The sequence below is a fragment of the Stieleria magnilauensis genome, assembly GCA_007753675.1.
Classification (GTDB): domain Bacteria; phylum Planctomycetota; class Planctomycetia; order Pirellulales; family Pirellulaceae; genus Stieleria; species Stieleria magnilauensis.
In genome coordinates this window covers 5,705,345-5,731,754 of the sequence record CP036432.1, presented here as the reverse complement: position 1 = coordinate 5,731,754, position 26,410 = coordinate 5,705,345, and the positions used below count along the sequence as shown (strand labels likewise).

Genomic DNA, 26,410 nt, shown 5'->3' with positions numbered 1-26,410 from the left:
GGCCAGCCCGATCTGACCGTTGGATGAATTGACTACAGTTCTTCTTTGATGTTCGTCATGAGACGAGTCACGTCTCTTTGAAACCGTGTCATGGTTGCGCTGAATCGCAGGTAGTCAGCGCCGGGCTGCTGGGCAAATTTCTCGATCGCCTTGATTCGCTGTGACAGTGCATTGAAGTCGCGAATGATCGAGTGGGAGAGGTGGGGGCTGCTGCGGATCGTGTTCAGATGCTTGTCCATGTCGTGTTGCAGCAAAGCGATGGTGTTTTGGATGTCCTCGCTTTGCAGTGCTGATCGAAGAAGGCGCGCCGGTTGGGCCGGAATCAGTTCGAGTAAATCATCGGGGGCGCGAATCGCCGTCACTCGGGCGGCCTGCGTCCGCATTTCGTCCGGGACGTTCACATTCGCCTCCAGTAATCGTATTCCCGCAAGTGTGGCAAGTCGCTTGAACACCACACGGTTTTCATGCAACTGAGCATTTCGCCCCGCCTCTTTCGCGGACATTCCACGCACGTCGTCGAGCGCCTTGGCTAAGTCTTGTGCCGGGATCCCAAACGCGATGCCGTCCTGAGTTTGTTGCCCTGATTTCTTCTTGAACGAATCATCAAGACGGGCGAGGCCTTCGTGGATCAACTTTTCTCCTTCGTCGGTCGCTTTCATAGCGATCACTCCAACGACCTGGTCCAGTTCATTCAGAATCGGCCCGCCACTGGATCCGGAATCAATGGAAGCATCGATCTGCAGAAAATCGAAGCCATCCACACGTACCATTGACCGTGTGGTCCCCTTGACCACAGCGTTTCGAAGCGTCACCCCTCCACCAATCGCCGGATTGCCTCGCAACTGAACCGACTCTCCCTTGGGCACATCTCCGTCGTACGCAATCGCCAAGGGGACGCGCTGGGTTTCAAGAGAGAGAATTGCAAGGTCTCGATCGACATCCTCAAACAATACGCCATGGACGTTGACGAATTCGCTTTCTTCTGGGAAGAAGATCTTGAGGTCGCCTGCGGAGGCGTTCTCGATGACATGATGATTCGTCACCAATAAATTGGGGGCCGCAAGAAAACCACTTCCATGGCCCTGTAGATGTTCGATCAAGGCGACCGAATCAGCCGGCGATGGATTGCCGCGGGGCCTGTACTGGCGGAATTTGGACTCGCGAATCGGTCGATATTGCAACTGGGAAATGCGGTGACTGCCGTACACGGTCTCGAGAAAAAGCCGGTCGCTGGGGACTTTGAAATTGGGGTGCAGTGTCAGTCGAGATGGATCGCCGGTCCACTCGATGATCGTTTTGCCGTCGCATGTAATCCGTAGATGACTGTGGTGAACGGTGCAAACGATTTCGGAATCACGCCCCGTCGTGAACACAGGCTTACGGTATAGCGTGCAATTGGAGGGTTCATTCTTTTCGTCGATCCAGGCTAATCCCGATCGCTTCGTCCTGCCGTAATCAAAGATGGCGAGAACTTGATGCCGACCGCCGACCGCAAGGCCAATGTTTAAGGATCCCGTCTCCATCTGCCGCCGCGCGACGAGTCTAACTTGATACGATCCTGAAACGGCGTGAGGGATCACCACTCTCGATCGCGAGGATCGCGCAGACACAAGCGCGTTTGCGTCACGCTCCCACTTTCCAGCTTGTGTGTCTTTGACAGGGTCGATCATCGACAGCAAGTCGACTTGTTCTCCCAAGACGTCGGGCACAATGCCTGGACTCAATGTCTCGGACTGTTCACGTTCGACGAGCCAGGCTTGGACATACTCGCGGTCCCGCTTGCTGAGCTTGCTGATTGAGAGTGTGATGACGTTGCGATCCGCTTTCTTCAACGTCACTGCTGAATCGTTCGCTTCGACCAATTCCGCTTGCGTTTCATGTCTGCCGTCGCTGGTCGTCCAAGTACGAAACTCTGCTGCGGAACTGGGCAGTTGAACAAGAGTCGTCAACACCAGGAAGTAGAGGGCTCGGAGTTGGGAAGTCGTCATTCGTCAACTCGAGTGATTCAGAGGAGTCGCCGTAAGGGAGAAGTTGGGCATCTGCTCTGATGATACTCCGTCCGTGGTGTGCTCGCCAACTCGCTACGGATTGCTGACCGAACGTTACGACTGAAGTCGACCTATTGGCCTGGGGCTGACAAGAGGAAATGAGGTTCGATTTGTCAATTGATCTGATCGTCACCTAGATTCGTGAGCCGCGACGCGTATGCGGTGGTTTTTTTCAGCTGATAACCGACAAGCAACGCCCGTGAAATCCTCACCACCACAGCGTTCCACCACGATCCGACCGCGACGGAAGGCTTTGTGCTTCTGGTGCAACGACTTGGAAATTGATTCAGCCCTGTGAATGTAACTGAGGGTATTGATTCTCAGCCTAGTGGGTCGGTGCTGGTTTAGAGTCGTCTTTGATTCCTCCGGGGACACCGGTCGCCGTATCGGGGTTTTCATCGCCAGCTGGCGGTTCCGTTGATTCACTTACTGGCACGTTTTCCGTTGACGAGTGTCCCGAAGTTTCTTGGAAGACCATTTGCGCGAAGTGGTACAAATTGTTTCGCCAGTGGTTCGGGTCGTGCCCATGGGAGTCGACGTTCCAGGCATGCGGAATGTCTTTCTCTTTTAGGTACCGTTGCAATTGCTGGCTGATCCGGATTAACCCGTCTTTGTTTCCGCACGACAGGTAGAGCAATTCAAGCTGTTCTTTCGTTTTCTCGGGATCCGCAATCAATTCCTCAGGGGCTTTCGTATTTGGTGCCGATGAAAATGCTCCCACCCAGGCAAACTTGTCCAGGTGCGTGAGTCCAAAGTTCAGCGATTGGCCGCCCCCCATGGACAGCCCCGCAATTGCCCGATGTTGTCGATCATCTGCTACGGAGTAGCGAGATTCGATCGCAGGGATCACGTCATCGAGCAAGTCTCTTTCGAAAACAGAAAATGCGGGCGCAGATTCGAACACGTTGCCTTCTGCTCGATCGTTTTTCTGGGCACGTCCGTTTGGCATGACCACAATCATGGGGACCGCTTTGCCATTGGCGATCAGATTGTCTAGCAGCATGTCCGGGGTAGCGAATCGCTGCCATTCGGTTTCGTCGCCACCGATACCGTGCAGGAGATAGAGTACCGGGTACTTCTTTTCGTCTGAGTAACCCGGCGGTGTGTAGACATTCATCTTCCGTGTTGTGCCAACCGTTTTCGACTCATAGTCGATCATTTTGAGTTTGCCGTGCGGAATGTCGTCGCGTTTATTGACAATGCTGCCTGGAGGGTCCGCGTAGGTTTGTTTGTCATCCGGGCCGAGTTCGGCTGGCCTCCCGAATCCACCCCGAGGACGATCAGGGCGGGGCCGTTCAGAACTGGAGTCTTCTTGTGCTGTTGCCTGCGCCAGTTGCATGAAACAGAGCGAAAACAAGATCAGGGAGGTTCTCATAGATAGGCCTTCGGTATTCAAAAAGAAGAGACGGAGAGGTCGTCCAACAGTCTGCTTCATGAGGAACACGCGTGAAAGCAGAGAAGTCTTAATTGCAGGACCTGATCGGACGGATTTTGGAAACGTGCGTAAACGTATGAAACCCTGCCGGCGCGATGTGGTTCCGAAGAGTTGCTAGGATTACAAGCGTTTTGCCTGCCCAGGAAGAGTGGTTGACGACGGCGTCGGCAAATTTGTACGGCAACGATTCAGGGCGATCCTTGGTCGATTGAGAAAGTCCCCACAAAATACGGCTTCTCTGTGTCTTTCCACCGTTCGGCTTGTTCTTCGTTGTAGAGCCACTGTGGTCTCCAATGAGTGTCGTCCCACTGCTGAAGACTGCTCATTGACTTTTGCAGTCGGTCGGGGTTGGGGCCCACGCGAAGCCGATCATGTCGATGCGGTCCCCAAAACGGAAGAGGAGGCCGTCTAGTATATTGCTGGAAAGGGGGGCGTACACAAGTGTGGTGCACTAAGAAGAACAGGAATTGATCGTGACAAAACTTTTGAGGTTCAGTCCTCTCTCCGTGTGGCGGCAGATCTCGTTTGTCGGCCTACTCGCAATTGCCTTGCAAGCGAGCGCGTCCGACACTTTCGCTCCGGCATCTGATCGGTCGAATGCCGGCGGTTGGGTTCTCAATCAATCGATCAGCGACGAATTTGACGACGACGAACTCGATTCCCTGAAATGGCACACGCAGGGATCCGGTGGCCATTACGAAAACAACTTCAAAGGAAGAGCACCCTCACAGTTTGTACCGGACAACGTGAGCGTCCGTGACGGACACCTCCGAATCGCGACGCGGTGGCAACCTTCCTTTGAATTCGCCGGCGATAGCTTTGGAGGCCATCGATATGCGAACATCACCACCGGTGCGATCATCAGCCGGCAGAAGTTTCACTACGGTTATCTGGAGACTCGTTGCAAGGCCGCCAATGGCCCAATCTCTAGTTCGTTCTGGACGACCGGCGAAAGCGGTGAACTCGATGTGTTTGAGCACTGGGGAAAGGACACCAGGGGTGAAGAGGTCACCAACAGATACCACACTTCATTCCACGATTGGCGAGACAACAAGTCGCCGACGTGGGGCAAGAGAATCTGGACCAATTCCCATCGCCTCGACTTTCACGTCGGGGAAGAGTTTCATGTGTACGGGCTTGAGTGGGCTGAGGGTTACGTCCGGATCTATATCGATGGCGGCCTGGTTAGAACGGTCACACGTGAGGAGGCCGGTGACGCGTGGGTCATCGACAATGAGCAAAAGGTCTGGTTCGATTCCGAGATCTTTCCGTGGGAAGTGAATCCCGGCTCGCTGAGCAGTAGCGACTTCCCCGGTGATGGGCTGGTGTTTGAGGTCGATTACGTTCGAGTCTGGCAGCGAGAGCGCGAAGGTGACGCTGAGCTGACCGAGTCGAGGACGAACCTGCTCAAGAACGGCAGCTTTGAATCGGACCTCGCCCACTGGACTGCGAGAGGCGTGAACGAGAAGACTGCTCCCCAGGTTTCGACCGACGTCAGCGAAGCATATGAAGGAGACAGGTCGGCATTCCTTCAGTCGTATTGCCGCTTGGAGCAGGTTGTCGAACTGAAACCGAACACCACGTACATCCTGTCAGGCTGGCTGAGCCTACCGGGGACGGACGGCAACCGAATGGTCCACCATGCTGCCTTTGGCGTGAAAGATTACGGCGGTCCCGAGATCCGGGCCAAGTCAACGGTCCATGAATTCACTCGGCACAGTCTGCAGTTCACCACAGGCCCCACCAGTTACACCGCCACCGTCTTCTTTACGAATGACCAGAAAAGTAACCCTGCGTACGGCGATTCGTTTGAACTTTTTGAGTTGAAGGCGGGAGAGTAGAACGACCATGATTTACACGACCAGACAAATTATCTGCTTCGCATGTTTGCTGGCTTTCAGCCAGATCGCACATTCAGCTGAAAGGCCGAATGTGATCCTAATCACGGTTGACGATCTCAACGACTGGATCGAGCCATTGGGTGGTCACCCAAACGCGAAGACCCCCGTGATCAACCAATTCTGCAAGAGCGCGATCGTCTTTCGCAATGCAGTCTGCCCGGCACCGGTATGCGGTCCCTCGCGTTCTGCATTTCTCTCTGGTTTCATGCCTCAACACACTGGCGTCTACGACAACGGCACCAATATGCGAGATTCTCCATTGGTGCAGGAGAACGCGACGTTGCCCGAATACTTCAGTCGCCATGGGTATTACACGTTGTCTACCGGCAAGGTATTTCACAGTCATCGTACTCCCAGCGGCGAAGACTACGGCCATTGGGCGTTTGACAACTACTTTCCAGATCCGCTCTGGGATAACCCGGACCCTACTCAGGTGACTGACAGCCAGGCCAACAAGATCAACGGCAAGGCACCAGCCCCGCTAACGTTCGACGGAAAGACGACCAAGGGGATGCTTTGGGGACCCACGCAAGATCCCGACTTTGAAAACACGAAGGACTACAGCAAGGTCAGATGGGCCAATCAATATCTCAGCGGCGACGAACCGCTACAGGAACCATTCTTTATGGCGGTCGGCATCTACAAGCCTCACGTGCCGTGGTTCGTTCCGCAACGTTTCTTTGATTTGCATCCCCTGGAAAGTGTTGCGGCGCCATACGTCAACCCCAGCGACCTGGACGACATCAAACGAGCCAATGGACAGAACGTTTTTAAACCCATGGAGGATTATCAATGGGTGAATTCTTACGGACTCGAAAGGCAAGCGGCTCGAGCCTATCTTGCAGCGATCAGTGAGGCGGATCTGTCACTCGGCATTCTGTTGGACCAACTCGAAAAAAGCAAATTCGCCGACAACACCATCGTCGTCATCATGGGCGACCACGGCTGGCACCTCGGAGAAAAACTCAGGTATCACAAGCAGACGCTTTGGGCAGAAGCCGTTTTGACACCTCTCATCGTCCGCACGCCAGCGATCAAATCTGCAGTCGCAGAGTCATCAGCAACGGGGACGACCTTCTGCGACAATCCGGTCAACCTGGTGGACGTCTTTCCTACCTTGATCGACCTTTGTGGGCTGGAGAAGAAGCCGAATCTCGACGGTTCCAGCTTCAGCGGCATGCTGAGTGATCCGGCGGCGGACACCGGCAGCGTCGCCGTCACAGTGAGCGCCAAAGGCACGTCGGTTCTCTCAAAGCGATGGCACTACATTGAAAATCGCAGCAAAGGTCACGCGGAATTACTGTCGCAGGAGATTTACGACCGCGAGAACGACCCCTATGAAGAAAAAAATTTGATCGATTCCTCCGATCCCGAGGTAAGAGCCGCGATCGCAACGATACGCCGACACGCTCCACACGAATTTGCGAAGAGTGTCGAAGTCAAACGCAAAGGCAAACCCGGCCCGAAGCAACTCGACGACACGATCAAACGCAAACGCGCCCACTTGCAGTAACTCAACGCACCAATCCACCTCGCGGATGCCGCCGTTTTCCGGATGACTACCCCAATGAAAAACGCCATCGCAATCTCAACGCTGCTCCTGTTCGGTTGCGCCCTGACCACGCATGGAGCCGAGAGACCCAATGTCGTGCTGATCGTTTGCGACGACCTGAATGACTATCTCGGCTGCATGGGGGGACCTCCACAGGCCATCACTCCAAATATGGACAAGCTGGCTGATAGCGGCGTGCTGTTTTCGCGGGCTTACAGTAATAACCCGATTTGCGGACCATCTCGTTCCAGCTTTATGTCTGGAGTTTATCCTCACACTTCGAAGAACCTTTGGTTTGACCCGCCCTCTGAAAACCCAGTGCTCTCTAACTCACGGATGCTCATGGAGCATTTCAGGGCGAATGGATACTACACGGTCGGCTCAGGCAAGCTGATGCACCACTACAAGCCGGATCGATGGGATGAATTCGCCCATCGAGTCGACTATGGCCCGCATGCATACGACGGGGAAAAGAGGGTCGCTCATCCGTCAGTGCCAGAGCCTTTTCGTGCGAATGGTCAAACCGATGGCTCCTTTGCTTCGCTGGACGATGTGCCCTTTGCGGATGATGGGAACCCCGAGAGCGGCTGGATCTACGGCCAAGGTCGTATCACTCCACTCAGGTACAGCAGTCCCCAGGACCGCGACCCGACGCCCGATGAGCGCAATGCCGCCTGGGCTGCCAACCGCATCCGAAAGTTTGCAGAGGAAGACGATGGGAAACCATTCTTCCTGGGCGTCGGATTTATCCGCCCGCACACGCCGCTGCATGTGCCGCAGAAATACTTCGACATGTATCCACTCGACGCACTCAAGGTGCCGGTGATCCAGCCCGACGACGCCGATGACACGCACTACCGCGAGTTCTATTTCAAGGAGACCAACGGCCCCCAACTGTTTCGTGATCTCAGCAATTCGTATCCCGACCAGGAAACGGCGCTCAAGACTTTCACCCAAGCCTACCTGGCCTGCGTGACCGCGGTCGATGATTGCGTCGGCCAAGTGATTAACGCGCTCGACCACAGCCGCTTCCGGGACAACACGATCGTGGTCCTGGTCAGTGACCATGGCTGGCAGATGGGACAGAAGGATTACCTTTTCAAGAATTCGCCCTGGGAAGAGAGCTGCAGAATTCCGTTCATCGTCCGCGCCCCCGATGTGGCCAGTCCCGGCGGCGTTGCGGATCATCCGATCGCACTGATCGACCTCTATCCCACGCTGGTCGACTTGTGCAACCTGAAGGGCGACACTCGCAAGAATGGCAAGGGCGCGCCGCTCGCAGGCCACAGCATACGTCCGTTTCTGCAAAACCCAATTGCAAAGACGTGGGAGGGTCCCCAAGGCGCGCTCAGCATGGTGTATGCAGGTGGATATTCAGGCATGGACCCTGACGGGCAGCACTGGTCGCTGCGCACAAGTCGCTGGCGCTACATTGTCTACAGAAACGGCGCCGAGGAGCTGTACGATCACCAGGACGATCCGCGTGAATGGACCAACCTTGCGAATTCTCCCGAGCATGCCGCCATCAAAGCCAATCTCGTCAAGCAGATGCTGGACATGCGCGGTCTGGAAAACATGCCACCTTTTCCTGCACACGGGAAGGAACGCGCTTGGTTTGCCGCTCTCGATGACAACAGCGACGAAGTAGTGACCGAGCAAGAGTGGCTTGATTGGGCCAGAAGGGACGCACGCGAGAATGGCGGTGAATTCAATGAGGTGCAGCAAAGAAGGGCGTTCTTCCAACACGGCGGCAAGGAAGACGGGGGAATCACACGCCAGGAACTGAAAGCCAACATGAAACGGACCTTCGCACCCGAAAAAGCGACGAAGACAGCTGGTGAATACGCGCCGCTCCGAAAACGCGCGAAAGCGAGTCTCGACAATTTAAGAGCGTTGGTCGAGAAAGCTCAAGCAAGTGGAGTGGAGACATCGCGCGAAAACGTCACCGTGGTCACGGCCGAGCAATTCATGACGTTTGCTGATTGGGATCATTCGCATCCCAACGAATTGGAAGCCCTGTGTGCAGAGTGGTGGAAACTGAAAGATCGCGCCGAATCATACGCTCGCGAGTTGCCGTTCCGCGAAATGCGGGAAATCCAAAACATTTGCGATGCCGCCAGCGTGGAATTACAAGCGGTGATCGACGATCCCACGTCCCGCCGCGCGGTACCCGAAATTGATCACAGCAATGCACATATCAAGAACGGGTACTTCCACGACGGCGACACGCCCTTGTTTCCTTCGGGATTCAGTTGGATGCCACGTGAACCGGACTTGGTGGCGGCTTACGGAAACATTCGCACTGCGGTGATTGCAACGCGTTCGAAAAAGACGCCTGATACGGTTGCCAGGGTTCAATCGGAGGATCGCGGGGACGATATCGATTCAATGGGCTACATCCACTTCATCCACAATGAAGTACCAGAATGGTACGCGAGCAAGAATGAGGGTATTGGATTTCCACAACAATGTTTCACAAAATACGACATCGATCATCCCGGCACACGCGTCTTTTGGCGCCAGCTTCTCGAAGACACCATTCCGCAAGTCGCCGGTACGAGTCGTCGTCGAGCCGGGTACATGCTGGCCAACGAGCCACATTGGTACACGGCGACCAAGCAATGGGACACTCAGCCGGTTTCGGAGTTTACCAAAGACAAGTTCCGGCATTGGTTGGCCTCACGCTACGGCAACAAGATCACAACCCTCAACGATTTATGGGGAACCGAATTCGGCTCGTTTCAGGATGTGACCATTGAAATCCCCATCGATCGTGAGTTGCGAGGCAAGCCGATTTGGTTTGACTGGTGCCGCTTCAATATGGATCGCGTGACGGAGTACTTTGGGTTTCTCGATCGTGAAGTCAAGAAGCATGATCCGGATGCAAAAGTGCATATCAAGATCATGCCCGAACACTGGGCGAACGACGATCGCAGTTCCGGAATCGATATGGAACAGCTGGTCCGCCTCCAGGACATCGTTGGTTGCGATGCGAAAGTCGGTAACCGATCCAGCGCTGCGGATTGGGAGCAGTGGCCCGAACGCTACGCGCTCAAGTGGGAAGAGCTCGTGCTGAGCTACGAGTTTTTCAAATCGATTGCTCCCGACAAGCTCATTTTCGACAGCGAATTCCACGGACTCACAACGGTTCATTGGCGTGATGAGAATCTCAGTCCCGAATACACCAACTGCTTGCTTTGGTTGGCCCATCTGCATGGGATGGGAATGAACCAGACCTGGTATTGGGGGCGGGAATCCGATGGCGCACCGAAAGCCAAGGCGGCGAGAGATTTTTATGGCTCCAATCTGACTCAGCCGCGCGTGATGAACCAGTTCGGTCGCACGATGAAGGATCTCAACGCGTTCGCTCCTGAAGTGATTGCCTTTGCCCGAGAGCCGAAGCACATCCGCTTGTTCTATTCAGAGACCGATGCGATCAACAATCGTCATCCATTGGCCGCGATCAAGCACACGTATCAAGAACTCTATCACTTGGGTCATCCGATCGGATTTGCGACGGGTCAAATGCTGGCAGATTCTGAAGGAACGTTGCCCGATGGCACGACTATCAAGTCCACGCTGGTTGTCGTCCACAACGCGACGCGAGTAACGAAACGGGAACTCGAAGGCCTGCAAAAGTACCTTGACCTGGGTGGGCAGCTGCTGCTGATTGGAGAGGGGAATCTCTCTCAAGACGAATACGGTCGTCCTCACATCGAATCGCTGAAGTCTGGCAAAGGCAGCGTGTCAATCGTGGCGGACCACGACACCCAGAAACTACTTTCAGTCGTCGATCTCTTTCTGACCGACGCTGGCCTGCAAAAATCGGTCATTGTTAAAGAACAAAATTCCAAAGGACAGACAGGTTGCCTCTGGCGGACGGTCTCGACGGAAGATGGACACCTGTTGCTGCTGATCAATATTGGAAACGGCACAGCCAAACTTGAAATCGCAGGTCAGCAATTGGTTTGCCGCGACCTGTTCACCGGCGCGCCACACCCATCAATATTTGATCTGGAAGCCCTCGGACTCAAGCTGCTACACATCGCGCCGAAGCAATCCAATCGGATTGAGAATTAGGACCCTAGAAAACTGCGTTCTCCTCATGCAACCTCGAAAAATCGTTTCCCTTTTGCCCAGTGCGACTGAGATCGTTTGTTCGTTGGGGCTGCGTGACCAGTTGGTCGGGGTGACTCACGAATGTGATTATCCCGATGGGGTGCAGTCGCTACCGACGGTCACCCGGACGCTGATTCCGCATGATGCCAGCAGTGGGGAGATCGATAGTCTGGTGCGAGAGCGGCTGAAGACGGAAAAGGCGTTGTACTCGCTGGACATGGAAACGCTCAAGCGACTGCAGCCGGACTTGATCGTCACGCAGGCGTTGTGCGATGTCTGTGCGGTTGCCGAACAGGAAGTGAATGAAGCGGCGTGTTCGCTGCCGGGATCGCCGCGGGTGATCAACCTGGAACCGACCTGTTTGCAGGAAGTATTCGATTGTATCGCCGCAGTCGGTGCGGCGGTCGGCGTGGACGACAAGGCTCGCCAGGTGATCGCCGGCTTGAAGGCTCGCGTGAATGCGGTGGTTCAGCGCGCTCAAGCGTTGACGGATCGCCCGCGAGTGATGTTGCTCGAATGGATCGATCCGCCGTTCAGTGCGGGACACTGGAGTCCGGAACTGGTCGAACTGGCCGGCGGACGGGAAGTCATCGGCGTCGCCGGCGAGCGTTCAACGACGGTGGCTTGGGAGCGAGTCGTTGAAGCGGATCCGGAGTTGTTGGTCATCGCATGTTGCGGTTTTACGCCCGAGCGCGCCCGGCAAGACTTGCCGATCCTCGAGTCCTATCCCGGTTGGTCGTCGCTGAGCTGCGTTCGTCGCAATCAGGTCAAAATCGTTGACGGTTCGGCCTACTTCAGCCGTCCCGGTCCGAGGTTGGTCGACAGTTTGGAAATCCTGGCAGACTTCATGGCCGACTGCCAAGTTCCGGCAGCGCGATCATCGCACCGGCTCCTCCGTGGGGCTTCGGAGCAACCTCCGCATTAGCCTCTGTCTAATGTTTGCAACGGCGTAGGGCTCGTCGCCTCGCCCACTACGGTAGTGGACGACGCGAGGAGTCCCGCCTATTGGCAGTCTCTGTCTAATGTTTGCAACGGCGGAGGGCTCGTCGCCTCGCCCACTACGGTAATGGACGACGCGAGGAGTCCCGCGTTTAATGGTCTTGTTTAATTGAAGGAAATACCGGGGGACTCGTCGCCTCGTCCACGACGTGGTGATTCGTTCGACGATTGTCAATGAAGCTCGCAGCGTCGAAATCCCGCTGGATTTCCTGGGCCCGGCAGAGTTCACGGCGAAGATCTATGCCGAGGACCCACAGGACAAAAAGCTCGTCACGATTGAAACGCGTCCAGTCACTTCGGACAGTTCGTTGACGGCCATGATGAGTTCCGGGAGCGGATGTGCGATCATGATTACGCCGCAATCGACCTCAACAGAGTGACCCCATTGAATCTCCGGGGTATCCGTACCGGCCGTGCTGCTCATGATTTGGGGTTCCTTCGCGGTTGAAGCGAAACAAAATGGTATGAGCCCCCGCTGAAATCGAAACATTGGGGATCCGGATCCAGGTTGCCATCGACTACATTGTTGTCGAGTTGGTGCGGCGCAAAGACGCGATCGATGCGATTTCGTCTTGGTTCGAGCATTTCGTGTATTCGGTAGGACAGACCGAATCGGATTCGCCGAGTTTCAAATTCGCTGACTCTAACGTTTTCTATGTTTGTTCGTGATGAAGCCCGGCGGGCTGGCACAATGCTTGCCGGTGGCGTCAGCCACCGGAATGGAAGGACCTCGATCATGGAGGCCTGAAAGGCCGGCACAATCGGTCTGATGAACCGCGTGTATTGCCAAAAGCTGGGGAATTGTGTCGGCCCGTTGGGCCTCAGAGACTCCTTGAAATCATCTCCGGTGGCTCACGCCCAATGCCACCTACTTTGTGGTCATTCGGGTGGTATATCATCGGGCTGCTGTTTTTTTCTTCGAAGTGACTTCTGGAATTTCGTTGTCTTTTGGCGCCGCGGGTGGGCTATGCGTGGGTAGCTGCGAGGCAATTTTCGATTGGGAAGTTTGCGGCCCGCTGCGCTCACCAAAGCGCCGTGATAAGCCAGCCTCCATTCCTCCAGGGTCGTAAGCTTTTCACGTAGCAGATGATGCTTGAACGTCGTCCAAACTCCCGTGAAGCTGAGCTCGCGAGGGTCAACTCGAATCAATTTCGCTGCTTGTTTGCGTAGCTGAGCGACAAGATTATAAGCGATGATCGATCCCATTAGCTCCTTCATCACCGTGTCGACACTCTTGGCGCGAATGTTTTCTGTGTCCATCGTCACTTTGACATCGCGGATATCGAACTCCACATCGTAGCGACGAACGTACAGGGCAGCGGCCGAGTGAGCGTCCGTCTCAAGGCTCGTCACGATCTCCAGCGTGTCTCCATTTTCAAGTTCAATTTGGTGGAGAAAGACTTCGATAGACGTGTCTTTACTAAGATCGAGATTGGTTCGGCGGTCCTTCGGTGTCGGCCGCCAAATCAAGTGAAACGTCTTGTACCCGTCCCCTTGGTCGACCAACGTAGCCGACTTGCGGTACGACCTGAATCGCTGTTTGGTCAGCCGCAGCACGAAGTCTTGATGATGTAATTGGCAGTGGTGGGCGACATTAAAAATCCCAAAACCGCTATCAGCCAGAACGATCGAGCGTTTCGGGAGTCGTTCAATAATCGGCTTGGCTTGCTCAAGTTCACTTTTGTTGTCCGCTCCGTACATCGGATCGACTTGCGGCAACAACGCGCACCCGGTCTGCATTTCATTTGCGACCAGCAATCTCGCAATAGGCCAAACCGTCTCTCCGTGTTGGTTGGACGCCGGCGGGAACGCTTTCTGAAGTGCTTCGGTCGGAGGAAGCGTGATCGTCGTCCCATCGATAATGAATACACGTCGATCGAGAAAGGCTTTGGGAGCGCGGGAAGCAAGGTGATCGCAGATTCGATGGGAAAACTCTTCCACGACAGCGAGCGGAATCCTTTTTCTGGCGGCGTTGTAGGCCGAATTGTTTTCGGAAAGGCGATTCTCTTGAACCCTTCGATTGTCAGGCAAAATATCCGTATGATTTTTGAGCAAATCTGCGACGGCATCGGTTAGTGAGATGCCTCCTTCGAGCCGTTGTAAAACGAGTAGCCAGAGGGTCGGGGCCTGCGTATAGACCATCCGCGCGTTGGCACAATCGTGATCTTCAAAGACCCGTTGTAGTTTGGGTAATTCAAGAAGCTCAGCCAGCAACGCTTTGGCTTTGCCAAAGCGAGACTCTTCATCGGCACCGAGTGTCGTCGGGTCGACCATGGCGATTCCCAGTCAGAAAGGCAGTAAGTGTAAACTTACCTGCCAGGCGCAAAAATCGTGCCAAAACCGGGTTTTTGGGACCGCGCCACCCGATAGGGTCCAGAATAGGTGGCATTGGGCTCACGCCACCGGCATCCACTCTGCCGGCCCTCCGGGCCTGAAGGACATCGCCTATCCGGCAAATTTCGGTACATAGAAAACGTTAGAGTCAGCAAGGTCGCAATTGCCGAGTTTCAGGAAACAGGGTTCAGCCATGGTAGCGAATTACAAGTTTAAACGAATCTGCTTGGCAGCTCTGGTTGCCGCAGTCCTCTTTTCTTCTTTGAGTTCTCCGGCCTGCGGCGAGAGCAAGCCTTTGCGAGTTTATCTTCTCGTGGGGCAGTCAAACATGGTCGGGACGGGCGCGATCTCGACGATCGATTTTATTGGCGAGGATCTGGCGTTGAAAGAACGTGCGTCGGGCACGGGCGGATTTGTGTACTACTATGGGAGTGCTAAATCCCACGCGCGGGCAGGACAGGCTTTTGCGGAAGCTTTGTTGAAACTAGAGTCTCCGTGAAGTGAACGTCGCCGCTGAATCCGGCGCGGGCCGGTTTGTGCTTCATCCTTGATAACTCACTACGCCACAGGTCACCATGCGATTCCCTAAAGCCCAATTGCTCATCGCTGCAACTTCGTTTGCGGTGGCCCTTTTTCTGTCTTTGGTTGGGCACGTCATCGCTGAAGACAAGCCCGCGGCTGCGTCCGCGCAGGCGGATCAAGTTGCCACGATCACCGGCCGGATCGTTGTGCCTTCTGAAATTCCGAATTGGTTTCGAGGTGGGCGGCTATCGTTCGACAAGGCCGTGGTGGTGATCGAAGGAATGTACCGAGGCCCACGCCTGGATCGCCCCGACAACTACGGTGAAATGTCGAAGGATGAGCGACAAGCGTGGATCGAAGCATTTCGAAAGACGGAGGCTTATCAACAGTACGAGAAAGAGAAGCGAGAGGCCTACGAGAACCGGCCGGTGTGGAAGTTTCCGGTCGCAGCAGATGGCAGTTTCGAAGTGAAGGGCCTGGAACTGGGGCGTTACAACGTGATTCCGTTGTTTCCGCATGCTGCCGCCAGCGGGAAAGAGCTTGCCGGGCAGTCTTGGGGCTCGGCGTTCAAACAGATCGTGTTGAGTGAAGAGCGACCGTCAATCGATGTCGGGAAAATGGAATTGCGGCTGAAGAACGTTGTGATGCCCGGAGACATGGCTCCCGCGTGGAATGCGAAAGGCTATGACGGCAACGAAATCAAGTCGTCGGAATTTCACGGCAAATACGTCATCCTCGACTTCTGGGCTACATGGTGCGGTCCATGTCTCGCTGAAATCCCAAACCTGACAAAAGTCGACGAGGAATTCCGAGACGATCCACTGGAAGTGATCGGGCTCAGCGTCGACGACACAATCGACTTACCAGCAACGTTTCTCGAGAAGCGACCGTCGACCTATCGACAGGTGTATCTGGGGCGGTGGCATGACACCGAAGCCACAACGCGTGAATTCGGAATTCAAAGTGTTCCATCGATCTGGCTGATCGGCCCCGATGGTCGAGTTGTGGCCCGCGATCTAGCCGGTGGTGAGATCGGCGAAGCGGTGCGAATGGCATTGGGGAAAAAGTAAGGGCGATCAGGTGAGTAACGGCACAAACATGCTCGATATCACCGGTCGTGCATTGGAACGAAACTAACAATAACCTGCATTTCAACTGTGAGAAAACGATGCTTCAACGAGTGATCTTTGGGTTCCTAAGCGTCGCTGTTGCGATTGGCACGGAATGCACCTGCCGCGCGCAGTCAGCTCCGCCCAGCATTCGGTCCAGCGGTGTGTCGCCGATGCCAGTGCTGGCGAGCGATCAAGCGGTCACATTCACCTCCGAGAAGGCTCCGAACACCGATTCTTTGGATGCACCGTACGACGGCAGTTGGGAGTCTTTGCAGCGGATGCCGGTGCCGGCCTGGTTCGATGACGGCAAGATCGGCATCTTTATCCACTGGGGGCCGTACAGTGTGATTGGCCACCGGAAAGGCGGCCGGGGATACGCCGAACATGTGCCGAAGATGATTTATGAAGATCCGGCGCATTACTACCCCTACATGAAGCAGCGGTGGGGCAGGACGCCACCGGAGTTCGGATACAAGGATATCATTCCAGAGTTCAAAGCAGAGAAGTGGAACCCAGACGAGTGGGCCAGTCTCTTTGCGAAGGTGGGTGCGAAATATGTCGTGCTCACCGCAGAGCATCATGACGGCTGGGCCAACTGGGATTCCGACCTGACGCCGTGGAATGCCGTGGACAGGGGGCCGAAGCGGGACTTGGTCGGTGAACTCGGCAAAGCGGTTCGCAAGCGAGGCCTCAAGTATGCTCCGTCATACCACCGCGAGCGTCACACGGGCTTCTTTGCCAAAGCGAAGTACGCCGTCCACAGCGAACCGCGCGACGATATCGCGGAAGAGATGCGACGAGTTCCCGAGGCGGCTTCGCTCTACGGGCCGTTTGATTACGACAAGGCCTTCGTCGATGACTACGTCGCAAGATGGAAAGAGATTCAGGACAAGTACCACCCGGACTTCCTGTGGGTCGATGACTTTCCCATCTACACACGTGACGGTAATCAGGTTCGCAAGGGAAAGATGAAGCCGGAGATCAAGTACTTCGACGATCGGGTTCGCGGCATGATCACTGACTTCATGAACGACGCCGCAGGCCGCGGTCAGGACGTGTACTGCAACAACAAGGGTGCCAATCGCAACTGGCCCGACGGTGTCGGCTGCCTGGAGAAGGACAACCTGAAGCTCAAGGTGATTGGCCCGAAGTGGCAGAGTTGCACCACGTTTGGGACGTCCTTCGGTTACCTGGAAGGCGACACCTACAAAACGGTTGAAAGCGTCTTGCATGAAATGATTGAGGTGGTCAGCCGCAACGGCAATTTCTTGATCAACATCGGCCCGAAGGCGGACGGCACCATTCCAAAGCCCCAGGTTGAACGACTTCATGCCATGGGCGACTGGCTCAAGATCAACGGCGATGCGATTTACGGCAGCCGCTACTGGAAAGTTTCCGAGCAGAAGGATCAACACCTGGTCTTCACCACGAATGGCAAAAAACTCTACGCGATCAAGCTCAGCAAACCCGAATCACCCTTCACCATTACCGGGACTGCGGGTTGGGGCGGCGATCAAGTGAAGGGCGTCCGGCTATTGGGATCGGATGCGGGGGTGGCGTGGGAAATGACCGCGCAGGGTGTACGGATTACGCCGCCTGCCGATCTGGGGCCCAGTCAATATGCCTGGTCGTTCGAGATTGCAACCACCGATGAGCAGCACCATCCCAATGTGATCGTGACCGATGCGGCGAGCGCACTGAAAGGAACAAAGGCGGTGGATCTCAATGGCAATGCCGACCGAGAGGAAAAGTGAAGCAGCAAAACAGTCACTCAACTCGCATGAGCCAAAGGGGGACTGCCTTGGCGACGGCATTACCCATCGCGGGTACTTTCAGGGGCTAGAAGACTTGCTTGGCTATGCCACCACCGCAATTTCTACCTTGCCTTCTTTTCGCTCGACGTGCATGCCGACATCGGTGGGGTGACGATGGAAGACGAGGTCGACGGTTGCGTCGGCCATGCGTAGCTTTTTGATCTTCACCCCGTCGAGATAGTCCGGGAGCTGCGGATTGTTAAACCGAATGCGAGGTGGCGACCAATTCTCCGGTCAAGTAGTGGACGACGCGTTCGGTGCCGCCGTAGGTCTTTGGAGGGACGGTTTCGATCAGCGGTGCGACTTGAGCAATCCTCATCAGTTGGGTTCTCCTTGCAATGCAAATCTATCGGTAGCGGAGGTCGTCCAGGCGTTCGGTGTGCGTCGTCGATAGAGACCAAAACGCGTGGCCAGTTCCGCCACTGGTCCACAGGTCGCCCGGGCTGACAGCAACCGGCGTGCCCATCGAGCATGTCCAAGGGGGCAAGCCTGTTCGGCGTCAAAAAGTCGCTCGCGCGGATGCCAGTTTGTCGTCTCGCCGATAGTGATGGCCGACCAGGATTTCATTGGCACAACGTTTGCGTGTCAGGCTCGGGCCGATGGAGCGAATCTATCCGTCTTGTTTGGCGGACGCGGTTCATCGAGAAAATGAGCACAGGAGTGCTACCATGAGACTTGAAAACAGTGCCACGTTGGTTGAAAAGCAGTCAGCAGAACCGACGTGGTCCGATGAACCTTGGAATCGCGTGAAGTCGGCGATCATCCAGCGGTGGCCGCATTTGGATTCACGCGACGTTGACGCTTTACCGCGAGATGTGATGGAGCTTGAGAAATTCCTCGTCGAGTACACCGAAACGCCAGAGGACGAGGTTCAAGCGGTCGTCCGTGAACACGCTCCCGCGCCTTCCATGTTGCAACGGGCAGGGCATTTTGGAGAACAGCTCAGTGGACGAGTGGCTCCACCGGTTCAGTCGGCCTTGGAACGAGTTCGCTACGAGGTGGATGAGCACCGTGGCACGACGATGGGGCTGGTTTTTGTGACCGGAATGGCTCTCGGCGTTCTTGCCACGGCCGCGTACTTCCGATCGCGACCGCCGGCTTCGACGTGGCAGTCGTATCTGCCCCGTCAGTACCGCGGCTAAATACTCTTTCGCCTTCTTCAGCTCATTGGGAATTCGTTCCATGGACGCCTCTGCCAGCGGTCATGTTTGCGACCAATGCATTTGGACTTGGAATTGACAAGCCAAGCATCCGCCAAGTCATTCATGACAGTCTGCCGTTGGTCCGCAATCCTGAATCACTTCGACGATGAGTTAACGACCGATTTATGCGACTGCCGCTGTGATGTCTGTGAGCCGGATTCCGATCAGAATTGCCTTTGATGGCATGTGATTTGCTCGGTCTGACTTGGAACTCAACTGAATCTGCGACACTCCAGCTCGAGCGATGGCTGGTAAACCAGCAGTCCCCCGGTAGGCGAGGTCTGCTGTGAAGGACAGTGCAGCTGTGAAGGACAGTGCAGGTTCGAATGCTGCGTCACAGCGGGTGGCGACTGGAAGGATTGCGTGGTGAAACTCGGATGTTGTCGCCGCATGCTTGGGTTCAAAAGGGCAACCACTGTCTCATTTCAAAAACGTCTGAATGGACACGCCAAAAGATTGCGACGATGACGCATTGATTGACGAAGCACGTCAAGGCAACGAGCTTGCGTTTCGACGTTTGGTCGAGTGCAATCAAGATAAATTGTTCGCTGCGATGATTCGAATGCTCGGCTGCCGCGAGGATGCGGAGGAAGCCGTTCAGGAAGCGTTTACCCGTGCGTTCTTGCGAATCGAAGACTTTAATCGTCAGAGCAAATTTTCGACCTGGCTTTACCGCATCGCCTTCAACAGCGCCATCTCCGAAGCGCGGAAGAAGCGACCGAGGGTCTCGCTGGACCAACAGTTCGACGATACGGGTAGCGAAACGATTGATGAGGACGCTCGACCTGTCGACGCATTGATGCTTCGGGACGAGCAAATCCAAGTCGTCCATCAGGCTCTCGACGCACTCTCGGAAGAACATCGCGCGATTCTGGTGCTGCGTGAACTGGACGACTTGGCCTACAAAGAGATCAGCGACATCCTTGGCATTTCGGTGGGCACCGTTCGTAGTCGCCTCAATCGTGCACGGGGCCGGCTTCGAGAAGTGATCGAAGCGATTCAAGCAAACGTCAGCGAACAAGGGGTATCCGATGAGAACAAGTGGGTTTGACAGTTTCGGTGCCGGCGACATTGGCGAAAGTCACGCGTAAATTACGGTTCGTTTGATCATTTCCTCGGCGGACAGCAGCGAACGGGCCGTTCGCAGGCTGATCGACCAGGCTAGTCGGCATGTCGCAGCTCCATTTTCGGGTAGTGGACGAGGCGACGAGTCCTTGCCGATAGGCCGACGACAGAGGACTCGTCGCCTCGTCCACTACCACCTACTCGAAATCCAAGGTGCGGCGGAGCACTCGTGCTTCAACGCTAAGACTCAATCCGGATGAAGAACTCCCGCAGTTTTACTGGGCTAACGATCGAGAATGATGCCCACCGATCGCAGCGTGAACCCACGGATGATAGGGTGCAAGAATCCGGGGGGGGCACGCTACTATCCGTGGGCTCAGCGAGCGTTTCATCACTCCGCAAGTTACAGCCGGATCCCTGTTTTGCGTGAAAAAATCGCACTCCGCACGTTTTTTTCGCCGTGTTAGAATACTCATCCTGCTGGAATTTCTCGTCTTTGCAGGGAAATGACCGTTCGGTCTATCTTCAAAGCCAGAGTTCCATCGGAGGACAAGTGTCTAATCTGTTTCGCCGCGCTTCTCGTCTATTGTCAGGTCAGGCAAATTCGAATCGGGACCGGGCTTCATTCAAACGGCGTCGGATCAGGCTATTGGAGTCACTGGAACAACGGGTCGTACTGGCGACGTTGGCTTGGTACCCACTTGATGAAGTCTCAGGCACGGTGGCGACGGATTCGTCAGGGAACGGTCACCACGGCACAGTCACCGGTGGTGCATGGGCCAGCGGTCAGCTCGACGGAGCGATCGAGTTCAATGCCGACGGCAACATTTCCGTGCCCTCCGCCGCGCTGGCTACCGTCGACCAAGAGATAACCATCGCACTTTGGACTTACGGTGGGGACACACAGCCGGTCAGCGACAGCATCTTGTACGGAGTCAATGCCGTAGGAGATCGAGTCTTCAATGTTCATCTGCCATTCACCAACGGCAGGGTCTACTGGGACGCAGGCCAGGACGCCGGATACGACAGGATCAACAAGGTTGCCGATCCGCTCGTTCATCGAGACTCCTGGCACCATTGGGCGTTTACCAAGAACGTGGCCACAGGCCGCATGAACATCTACCTTGATGGAGCACTGTGGCATAGCGGCACGGGCAAAACCAAGAGCATGGCCGGCGTCACCTCTTTTACGCTGGGTGCACAGACTAATGGTTCAGAAAGTTATGACGGTCTGTTGGATGACGTGCGCATTTATGACCATGAACTGACGTCCGCCGAAGTGTTGGGTCTGTTCACGAGTACCACGTCCCCGAATACCGAAGAAGTGTTGACGACCAATCGTCCGCTGGCGGTCAATGATGGCGGCACGGTAATCATCACAAAGGCAAACTTGGAAGCGACCGATGCTGAGCAGTCTCCGTCCGAGTTGACGTACACGGTGACTGGCATACCCGCCAATGGAACGTTGCATCGCTCAGGCACGGCGCTAGTTCAATACGATACCTTTACACAAGACGATCTTGATAACAACCGCGTGACGTACGGCCACAACAGCGGCCAAAGTACCACGGACAGTTTCACCTTTGTGGTCAACGATGGTTTTGGCACTGCGACCAGTGGTACGTTTAGTCTCGCCGTCGCCACCGTGGCGAACAGTCTGGCGGAATTGCGTGCTCTGGGTACGTCGGTCAATAACCGCTTGGTTGTGCTCAGTGTCACCGGAGGCGATCCGCACCCTGTGACCGGCGTCGTGACGCCTGGCGAGTATTGGATCAATGGAGACCACTACGCCGATCCCACCAATTCGGCTCCGGTGTTTATGGAACTCAGTGGAACCGGCAATACCTATGACTTGGCGGGTACGACGATCAAGCTCGACACTCGCAAGCTAGACGGCTTCGGGCGCGCTCTTGGTCACGACAGTGGTGTCGACGTTGTGCGAGTTTCCGGATCCGGCAACGTCGTCAAAAACCTTACGGTGATCGGTGAGGACATTGCGCTCGACACCGATCCCAATGCGCAACGCTATGCGGATTGGGCGACGCAATACATTGAATTGAGTGGCGACGACAACACGATCGACGGGGTCACCGTCGTGACTCGGGGATCCCGAACGGATACCTATGGACTCGGCGACGCCTTTGGCAAGGGTTCGTCCGGAGGTGTCCAGCCATTCATCGGCCATCGCAAAGCAAGCGCATTTCGAGTTGGCGAAGCAACCAATGCGGTGATCAACAACATGCACTTGGACGTGAACACGTTCGGCCACGGATTCTTTGTGCAGCTATCGACGAATACAACGTTGACCAATAGCACCATCACCGGCGAACTGTTTTCATCACAAGGTGTCCTTGATCGACCCGAGTACCAAGAGTACGGGCACACGTTTTGGGGCAGGCCGATTCCGGAAGACATTCTTATCTCAGGTAACGAAGGCGGCGTTCGGATGTACACCGGCGCGTCCGGTTTGACGGTCGACAATGTGGTGGTCACCAACATGCGGACTGGGTTTGCCGTGACGCTCGGTTCGGGGACGATCACGCTGAACAATGTCGAAGCTTACGGAACAGAAAACGCATTTAACTTCAAGTCGAATACCACCATCACAAACGCCAAGGGGAACGTCGTCAACGGGCCGTTGATCGTTGTTGATAAAGACAATTCGGCCAACTCATCGATCGATGTCGAACTGGTAGGCGCGGCGCCCATCAATCACGGCTCGGCGATCGCTTACGTCAGCGGGAACAACGTGGACGTCACTATCACCAGCGACCTGCCGGCGTCGTACTTCGGCGACGCACACGTGTTTCGCGCGTCGCAGTTCTACGCGGATAACTGGCGCGAGGATCCGAGCGTCGTCGACCTGGATTTGGCGGGCTACGATCACGTGAACTCGGTCATCACCAACAACACGAACATGACGCTGGTGCTGGGCGAGCAAGCAACTGGCAACACCGGCAGCTCTGTTGGTCCGGTTATCACCAACGGACGGGAAAACTACTACGATGGGATTTCGCTGGTTCCGACCGGCACGCGGACGATTGTTCAGCACGTTGCAGGCTTGGGCAACAACGGAACGGCTGCCGATGGTTCGCTGGAGACCAACGCGTCGATTGTTGCTGATGGCGGGACGCTGGAGCTACAGTCAGAGATCCGGATCACGGACGAGAAACTAACGATCACTGGTGATGGAGTTGACGGAAACGGGGCACTCTACACTGTGGGGGCGGTTGGCAGTGGGACTCGCTTCGGATCTTCCAACAGTGGCGACGAAAGCACGATTTTTCTAGACGGTGATGCGTCGATTGGCGTGGGTGTCGCCGGTAACCAATTGTTGGTCGGACGGATCCAGGGGGCCGGAGACCTCACCAAACTCGGTGCGGGCGAATTGGTCATGAGCAAGTCCAGCAACTACGACGGAAATCTGGTCGTCGCCGAAGGTCACCTCACGGGGCGATCCGGCATCGTCCGAAATGACCTTGCGGTCGCGGCGGGAGCCTCCATTTCGGCCATCAGCAACAGCGCTTTTAATACCCAAGGGGACGTCAATCTTGACGGCGTGCTGGATCTCAATGCCCGTGCCAGCACCTTCATCAGCAACCTGAGCGGCACGATCGGCGCGCTCCACGGCAGCGGCAGCATCACGTCCTCCAACAGCACAGCCGGTTCCGGCGGAGCACTGACCTTCTCCAGCGACACCGACGGATTCTTTGCCGGCACGATCGACGGCGAGGTCAGCCTGGTCAAGTCCGGCGCGGGTACACAGGCACTCGCCGGAACCATGACCCACACGCGTACGACGACCATCGATGGCGGAGTCTTGCAAGTTGACGGAACCCACACCGGCGGCCTTGACTACACCGTCAATGCCAATGGCACTCTTGGCGGCAACGGATCCATCGGCTCGTCGGTCACCGTGAACGCAGCGGGGCATCTTGCACCTGGCGCGAGCGCCGGAAGCCTTTCCGTAAACGCGGTGACGTTGTCATCAGACGCGTTCTTCGATGTGGAGCTTGCAGGGGCGACTGCAGGATCAGAATACGACCAATTGATCGCAAACTCAGCGACACTTGGCGGGACGCTGACTGTTTCATTGCTGCCGTCCGGTGAGACAATTTATCTCCCTTCGGCGACGGAAACGTTTACTGTTCTTGTCTCCGCCACAAGTTTGTCGGGAGCCTTTGAAAACGTGGCCAGTGGCCAGCGGCTTGAGACGATTGGCGGCGAAGGAACATTTCTCGTCACGTACAGTGGGACGAGCAACACTGTATTGCTTTCCGACTTTGATCGGCTTCCCTACGATTTTGGCGACGCACCCTCATCCTACGGAACGTTGGCCACTCACTCTGGTGCCCGGCATGGTGGCACAGGACCACGCTTGGGTGCTCTGCGTGACTTGGAATTGGACGGACAGCCAAGCGCGTTGGCAACTGGCGATGGCGATGACGAAGACGGTGTGTTGTTCGGCAGCATTGGAATCGGTAACCCGATGGCCGGTGTAAACATCGACCTTCAAAACGCCAGTCACGCGAAAGTGGATGCCTGGATCGATTTCGATGGAGACGGGATTTGGCAGGCAGATGAAAAGATCCTTGACGACAGGGCCGTGATTGCCGGACTACAAACACTCAACTATTCGTTGCCGGCAACTGCTCCGATGGGTCAAGCCATCGCTCGCGTACGGCTCAGTTTCGCCGGTGGACTACAGCCAACCGGTGCTGCCGCCGATGGCGAAGTCGAAGACTACGTGGTCACCATCGGCCAGGCCATCTCGCCTGAAGTGGAAAGTGTTGTGGTCAATCAAGGCCAATCGCAACGTTCACGGGTCACCGAAGTGTCCGTCCGTTTCAGCACGGAAGTCGTCGCATCAGTCGCAGCGTTTTCCGTTCGCAATCGCGAAACCAATCAGGAAGTCAACCTCGCGCTCAACTCGGAAATCGAAAATGGCAAAACGGTTGCCACACTCACCTTCCTTTCAGGACCAGGGGTTGTCGACGCGGCGAACGGTCGGCACTCACTTGATACAGGCAACTACGAACTGTTGATTACCGGATCGATGATCAGCGCCGGTGGCACGGCAATGAGTGGTGACTACACGTACGGTGACCAAGCGACGGACCTGTTTTTTCAACTTTTTGGTGACAGCGATGGAGACCGCGACGTGGACGGTCAAGACTACGGTCGATTCGGCTTGGCATTCTTGGCGGCCTTTTCAGATCCGAAATTCAACGATTCATTCGACTACGATCAAGACAACGACGTCGATGGGCAAGACTATGGGCGATTTGGACGGAGTTTCCTGAAACAACTCAGCTTCGGCCAATAGAACATCCCAGCCCACTCTGGCAATTCGAGGGATGGGCAGCCCTCCGGCTCAGCTTTTGGGCGATCAGGGCGGAGCCCTGTACGCAGACGCGCCTCAACGAAAGCGGCCGGTGGGAATCGGTCCTACTTAACTTGCATGTCGATGCGAATGACAGGCAGGGTGCCATCATTGCCGGCACGATGCCGCCATCGTGTTCTACCCGCCGGGGCGAAAACTCCGTTTTCCGTTGAACCAAGGCAGTCTTACGAAAGCAACTCCGGGAAATTGCCGGTGGCCCCGGCGAAGCCGTCGGTTTGCATCCCGAGCTGTTGGAGCATCGTCACGAAAACGCGCGTCAGTGGTTGATCCTCTTTCCTGATCGCTTTCGTGTAGGGTTCGGGGCCGCCTGTCCAGGCACCGCCGATCGGATTGGCGCCGGCGTAGTTCAGATACCTGCCATGCTTGAATCCCATGTTGTGACCGCCGGCCAGCACCAGCGGGAAGTTTCGGGACAGATGAAACGCGCTCGAGGAGGAACCGAACAGGAGCAACGAGTTGTCCAGCATTGATCCTGTCCCTGCCGGCTCCGGAGTTTCTTTGAGTCTCGTCGCAAAGCGAACAAACTCTTCGTTCAGGAAGCGACAGTCTTTTCCAAGGCGTTCCCAGCCACCGGGATTCTTTGTGTCGTGTGTCAGCTGGTGCGCGAGAGTCGTCCCCGCTGTGGCAATCAAAACACGCCTGCGCTAAAAGTGGTTTGATCGATTTCTCGTAGCGCTGCAGCCCGCTGCGGGGTGTCGCGTTGACTGAAATCGAAGTTCCTTCGGTGGCAACGTCAGCGATCTTGCCGCTTGCCTGTTCCTTGTTCTCCTCGACTCGCGCGTCGACGGAAGCCTGCATGGCAAGGCATAGAACCAACGGAACGACCACGCACGGACAGCGGAATCCCAGTGGGGACTTGGCAGAATGCTGCTTGATGAAACGTGGTGGGAACATTGTCGCGGG

Annotated in this window: 17 protein-coding genes; 12 read left to right on the top strand and 5 right to left on the bottom strand. The window is 55.8% G+C overall.

Features of this window, described 5'->3' with window-relative positions:
• Window positions 1-32: 32 nt before the first annotated feature.
• Complete coding sequence (locus TBK1r_RS20010) at window positions 33-1,988, bottom strand: trypsin-like peptidase domain-containing protein (RefSeq protein ID WP_145214551.1); 1,956 nt, start codon at window positions 1,986-1,988, stop codon at window positions 33-35.
• A gap of 385 nt (window positions 1,989-2,373) precedes the next feature.
• Window positions 2,374-3,483, bottom strand: coding sequence for an alpha/beta hydrolase (locus tag TBK1r_RS20005; RefSeq protein WP_419580188.1), 1,110 nt, complete (start codon window positions 3,481-3,483; stop codon window positions 2,374-2,376).
• A 473-nt stretch (window positions 3,484-3,956) separates the two neighbouring features.
• On the opposite strand from TBK1r_RS20005, the gene TBK1r_RS20000 reads away from it, so the two are divergent.
• From TBK1r_RS20000 to TBK1r_RS38755, 6 genes are all read left to right on the top strand, one after another.
• Window positions 3,957-5,324: a family 16 glycosylhydrolase gene (locus tag TBK1r_RS20000; protein ID WP_419580187.1), complete on the top strand. Its 1,368-nt coding sequence runs from the start codon at window positions 3,957-3,959 to the stop codon at window positions 5,322-5,324.
• 7 nt (window positions 5,325-5,331) lie between these two features.
• Entirely contained in the window at window positions 5,332-6,897 is a 1,566-nt protein-coding gene (locus TBK1r_RS19995; protein ID WP_145214545.1) for a sulfatase, read from the top strand.
• 42 nt (window positions 6,898-6,939) lie between these two features.
• Window positions 6,940-11,016, top strand: coding sequence for a sulfatase (locus tag TBK1r_RS19990; protein ID WP_145214542.1), 4,077 nt, complete (start codon window positions 6,940-6,942; stop codon window positions 11,014-11,016).
• A 25-nt stretch (window positions 11,017-11,041) separates the two neighbouring features.
• Window positions 11,042-11,980 (top strand): cobalamin-binding protein, encoded by a 939-nt coding sequence (locus tag TBK1r_RS19985; protein ID WP_145214540.1) that lies wholly within the window; start codon window positions 11,042-11,044, stop codon window positions 11,978-11,980.
• Window positions 11,981-12,203: 223 nt separating this feature from the next.
• Entirely contained in the window at window positions 12,204-12,434 is a 231-nt protein-coding gene (locus tag TBK1r_RS19980) for a glycoside hydrolase family 97 C-terminal domain-containing protein (protein WP_145214535.1), read from the top strand.
• A 109-nt stretch (window positions 12,435-12,543) separates the two neighbouring features.
• Window positions 12,544-12,723: a hypothetical protein gene (locus tag TBK1r_RS38755; RefSeq protein WP_419580186.1), complete on the top strand. Its 180-nt coding sequence runs from the start codon at window positions 12,544-12,546 to the stop codon at window positions 12,721-12,723.
• Between the two features lie 210 nt (window positions 12,724-12,933).
• Here TBK1r_RS38755 and TBK1r_RS19975 read toward each other — a convergent pair whose 3' ends face one another.
• Window positions 12,934-14,328, bottom strand: coding sequence for an IS4 family transposase (locus TBK1r_RS19975; RefSeq protein ID WP_145207138.1), 1,395 nt, complete (start codon window positions 14,326-14,328; stop codon window positions 12,934-12,936).
• A 253-nt stretch (window positions 14,329-14,581) separates the two neighbouring features.
• On the opposite strand from TBK1r_RS19975, the gene TBK1r_RS19970 reads away from it, so the two are divergent.
• The 3 genes from TBK1r_RS19970 to TBK1r_RS19960 all read left to right on the top strand — a co-directional run bounded on the left by TBK1r_RS19970 (window position 14,582) and on the right by TBK1r_RS19960 (window position 17,776).
• Window positions 14,582-14,887 carry a sialate O-acetylesterase gene (locus TBK1r_RS19970; RefSeq protein ID WP_145214532.1) on the top strand — a complete coding sequence of 102 codons (306 nt, stop codon included), beginning with the start codon at window positions 14,582-14,584 and terminating at the stop codon, window positions 14,885-14,887.
• 76 nt (window positions 14,888-14,963) lie between these two features.
• Window positions 14,964-15,980 (top strand): TlpA family protein disulfide reductase, encoded by a 1,017-nt coding sequence (locus TBK1r_RS19965; RefSeq protein WP_145214529.1) that lies wholly within the window; start codon window positions 14,964-14,966, stop codon window positions 15,978-15,980.
• Window positions 15,981-16,078: 98 nt separating this feature from the next.
• Window positions 16,079-17,776 (top strand): alpha-L-fucosidase, encoded by a 1,698-nt coding sequence (locus TBK1r_RS19960; protein ID WP_419580185.1) that lies wholly within the window; start codon window positions 16,079-16,081, stop codon window positions 17,774-17,776.
• Between the two features lie 102 nt (window positions 17,777-17,878).
• Here the strand turns inward: TBK1r_RS19960 and TBK1r_RS38750 are convergent, their stop codons facing one another.
• The gene (locus TBK1r_RS38750) at window positions 17,879-18,004 is read right to left on the bottom strand and encodes a hypothetical protein (RefSeq protein ID WP_419580184.1); all 126 of its coding nucleotides are present in this window, start codon (window positions 18,002-18,004) and stop codon (window positions 17,879-17,881) included.
• Between the two features lie 500 nt (window positions 18,005-18,504).
• On the opposite strand from TBK1r_RS38750, the gene TBK1r_RS19950 reads away from it, so the two are divergent.
• The 3 genes from TBK1r_RS19950 to TBK1r_RS19935 all read left to right on the top strand — a co-directional run bounded on the left by TBK1r_RS19950 (window position 18,505) and on the right by TBK1r_RS19935 (window position 25,429).
• Window positions 18,505-18,978: a hypothetical protein gene (locus TBK1r_RS19950; protein ID WP_419580183.1), complete on the top strand. Its 474-nt coding sequence runs from the start codon at window positions 18,505-18,507 to the stop codon at window positions 18,976-18,978.
• Between the two features lie 499 nt (window positions 18,979-19,477).
• Window positions 19,478-20,089 (top strand): RNA polymerase sigma factor, encoded by a 612-nt coding sequence (locus tag TBK1r_RS19940; protein ID WP_145214523.1) that lies wholly within the window; start codon window positions 19,478-19,480, stop codon window positions 20,087-20,089.
• 663 nt (window positions 20,090-20,752) lie between these two features.
• Window positions 20,753-25,429, top strand: a complete 4,677-nt coding sequence (locus TBK1r_RS19935) for a cadherin-like domain-containing protein (protein ID WP_419580182.1) — start codon at window positions 20,753-20,755, stop codon at window positions 25,427-25,429.
• A 242-nt stretch (window positions 25,430-25,671) separates the two neighbouring features.
• Here the strand turns inward: TBK1r_RS19935 and TBK1r_RS39465 are convergent, their stop codons facing one another.
• Entirely contained in the window at window positions 25,672-25,974 is a 303-nt protein-coding gene (locus tag TBK1r_RS39465) for a hypothetical protein (protein ID WP_145214515.1), read from the bottom strand.
• Between the last annotated feature and the right edge of the window lie 436 nt (window positions 25,975-26,410).

Excerpts from the sequence above, each read along its gene's own strand:
- TBK1r_RS20010 (WP_145214551.1), bottom strand. The coding sequence starts at position 1,988 with ATGACGACTTCCCAACTCCGAGCCCTCTACTTCCTGGTGTTGACGACT.
- TBK1r_RS20005 (WP_419580188.1), bottom strand. The coding sequence starts at position 3,483 with ATGAAGCAGACTGTTGGACGACCTCTCCGTCTCTTCTTTTTGAATACC.
- TBK1r_RS19995 (WP_145214545.1), top strand. The coding sequence starts at position 5,332 with ATGATTTACACGACCAGACAAATTATCTGCTTCGCATGTTTGCTGGCT.
- TBK1r_RS19990 (WP_145214542.1), top strand. The coding sequence starts at position 6,940 with ATGACTACCCCAATGAAAAACGCCATCGCAATCTCAACGCTGCTCCTG.
- TBK1r_RS19985 (WP_145214540.1), top strand. The coding sequence starts at position 11,042 with ATGCAACCTCGAAAAATCGTTTCCCTTTTGCCCAGTGCGACTGAGATC.
- TBK1r_RS19975 (WP_145207138.1), bottom strand. The coding sequence starts at position 14,328 with ATGGTCGACCCGACGACACTCGGTGCCGATGAAGAGTCTCGCTTTGGC.
- TBK1r_RS19970 (WP_145214532.1), top strand. The coding sequence starts at position 14,582 with ATGGTAGCGAATTACAAGTTTAAACGAATCTGCTTGGCAGCTCTGGTT.
- TBK1r_RS19965 (WP_145214529.1), top strand. The coding sequence starts at position 14,964 with ATGCGATTCCCTAAAGCCCAATTGCTCATCGCTGCAACTTCGTTTGCG.
- TBK1r_RS19960 (WP_419580185.1), top strand. The coding sequence starts at position 16,079 with ATGCTTCAACGAGTGATCTTTGGGTTCCTAAGCGTCGCTGTTGCGATT.
- TBK1r_RS19950 (WP_419580183.1), top strand. The coding sequence starts at position 18,505 with ATGAGACTTGAAAACAGTGCCACGTTGGTTGAAAAGCAGTCAGCAGAA.
- TBK1r_RS19940 (WP_145214523.1), top strand. The coding sequence starts at position 19,478 with ATGGACACGCCAAAAGATTGCGACGATGACGCATTGATTGACGAAGCA.
- TBK1r_RS39465 (WP_145214515.1), bottom strand. The coding sequence starts at position 25,974 with ATGCTGGACAACTCGTTGCTCCTGTTCGGTTCCTCCTCGAGCGCGTTT.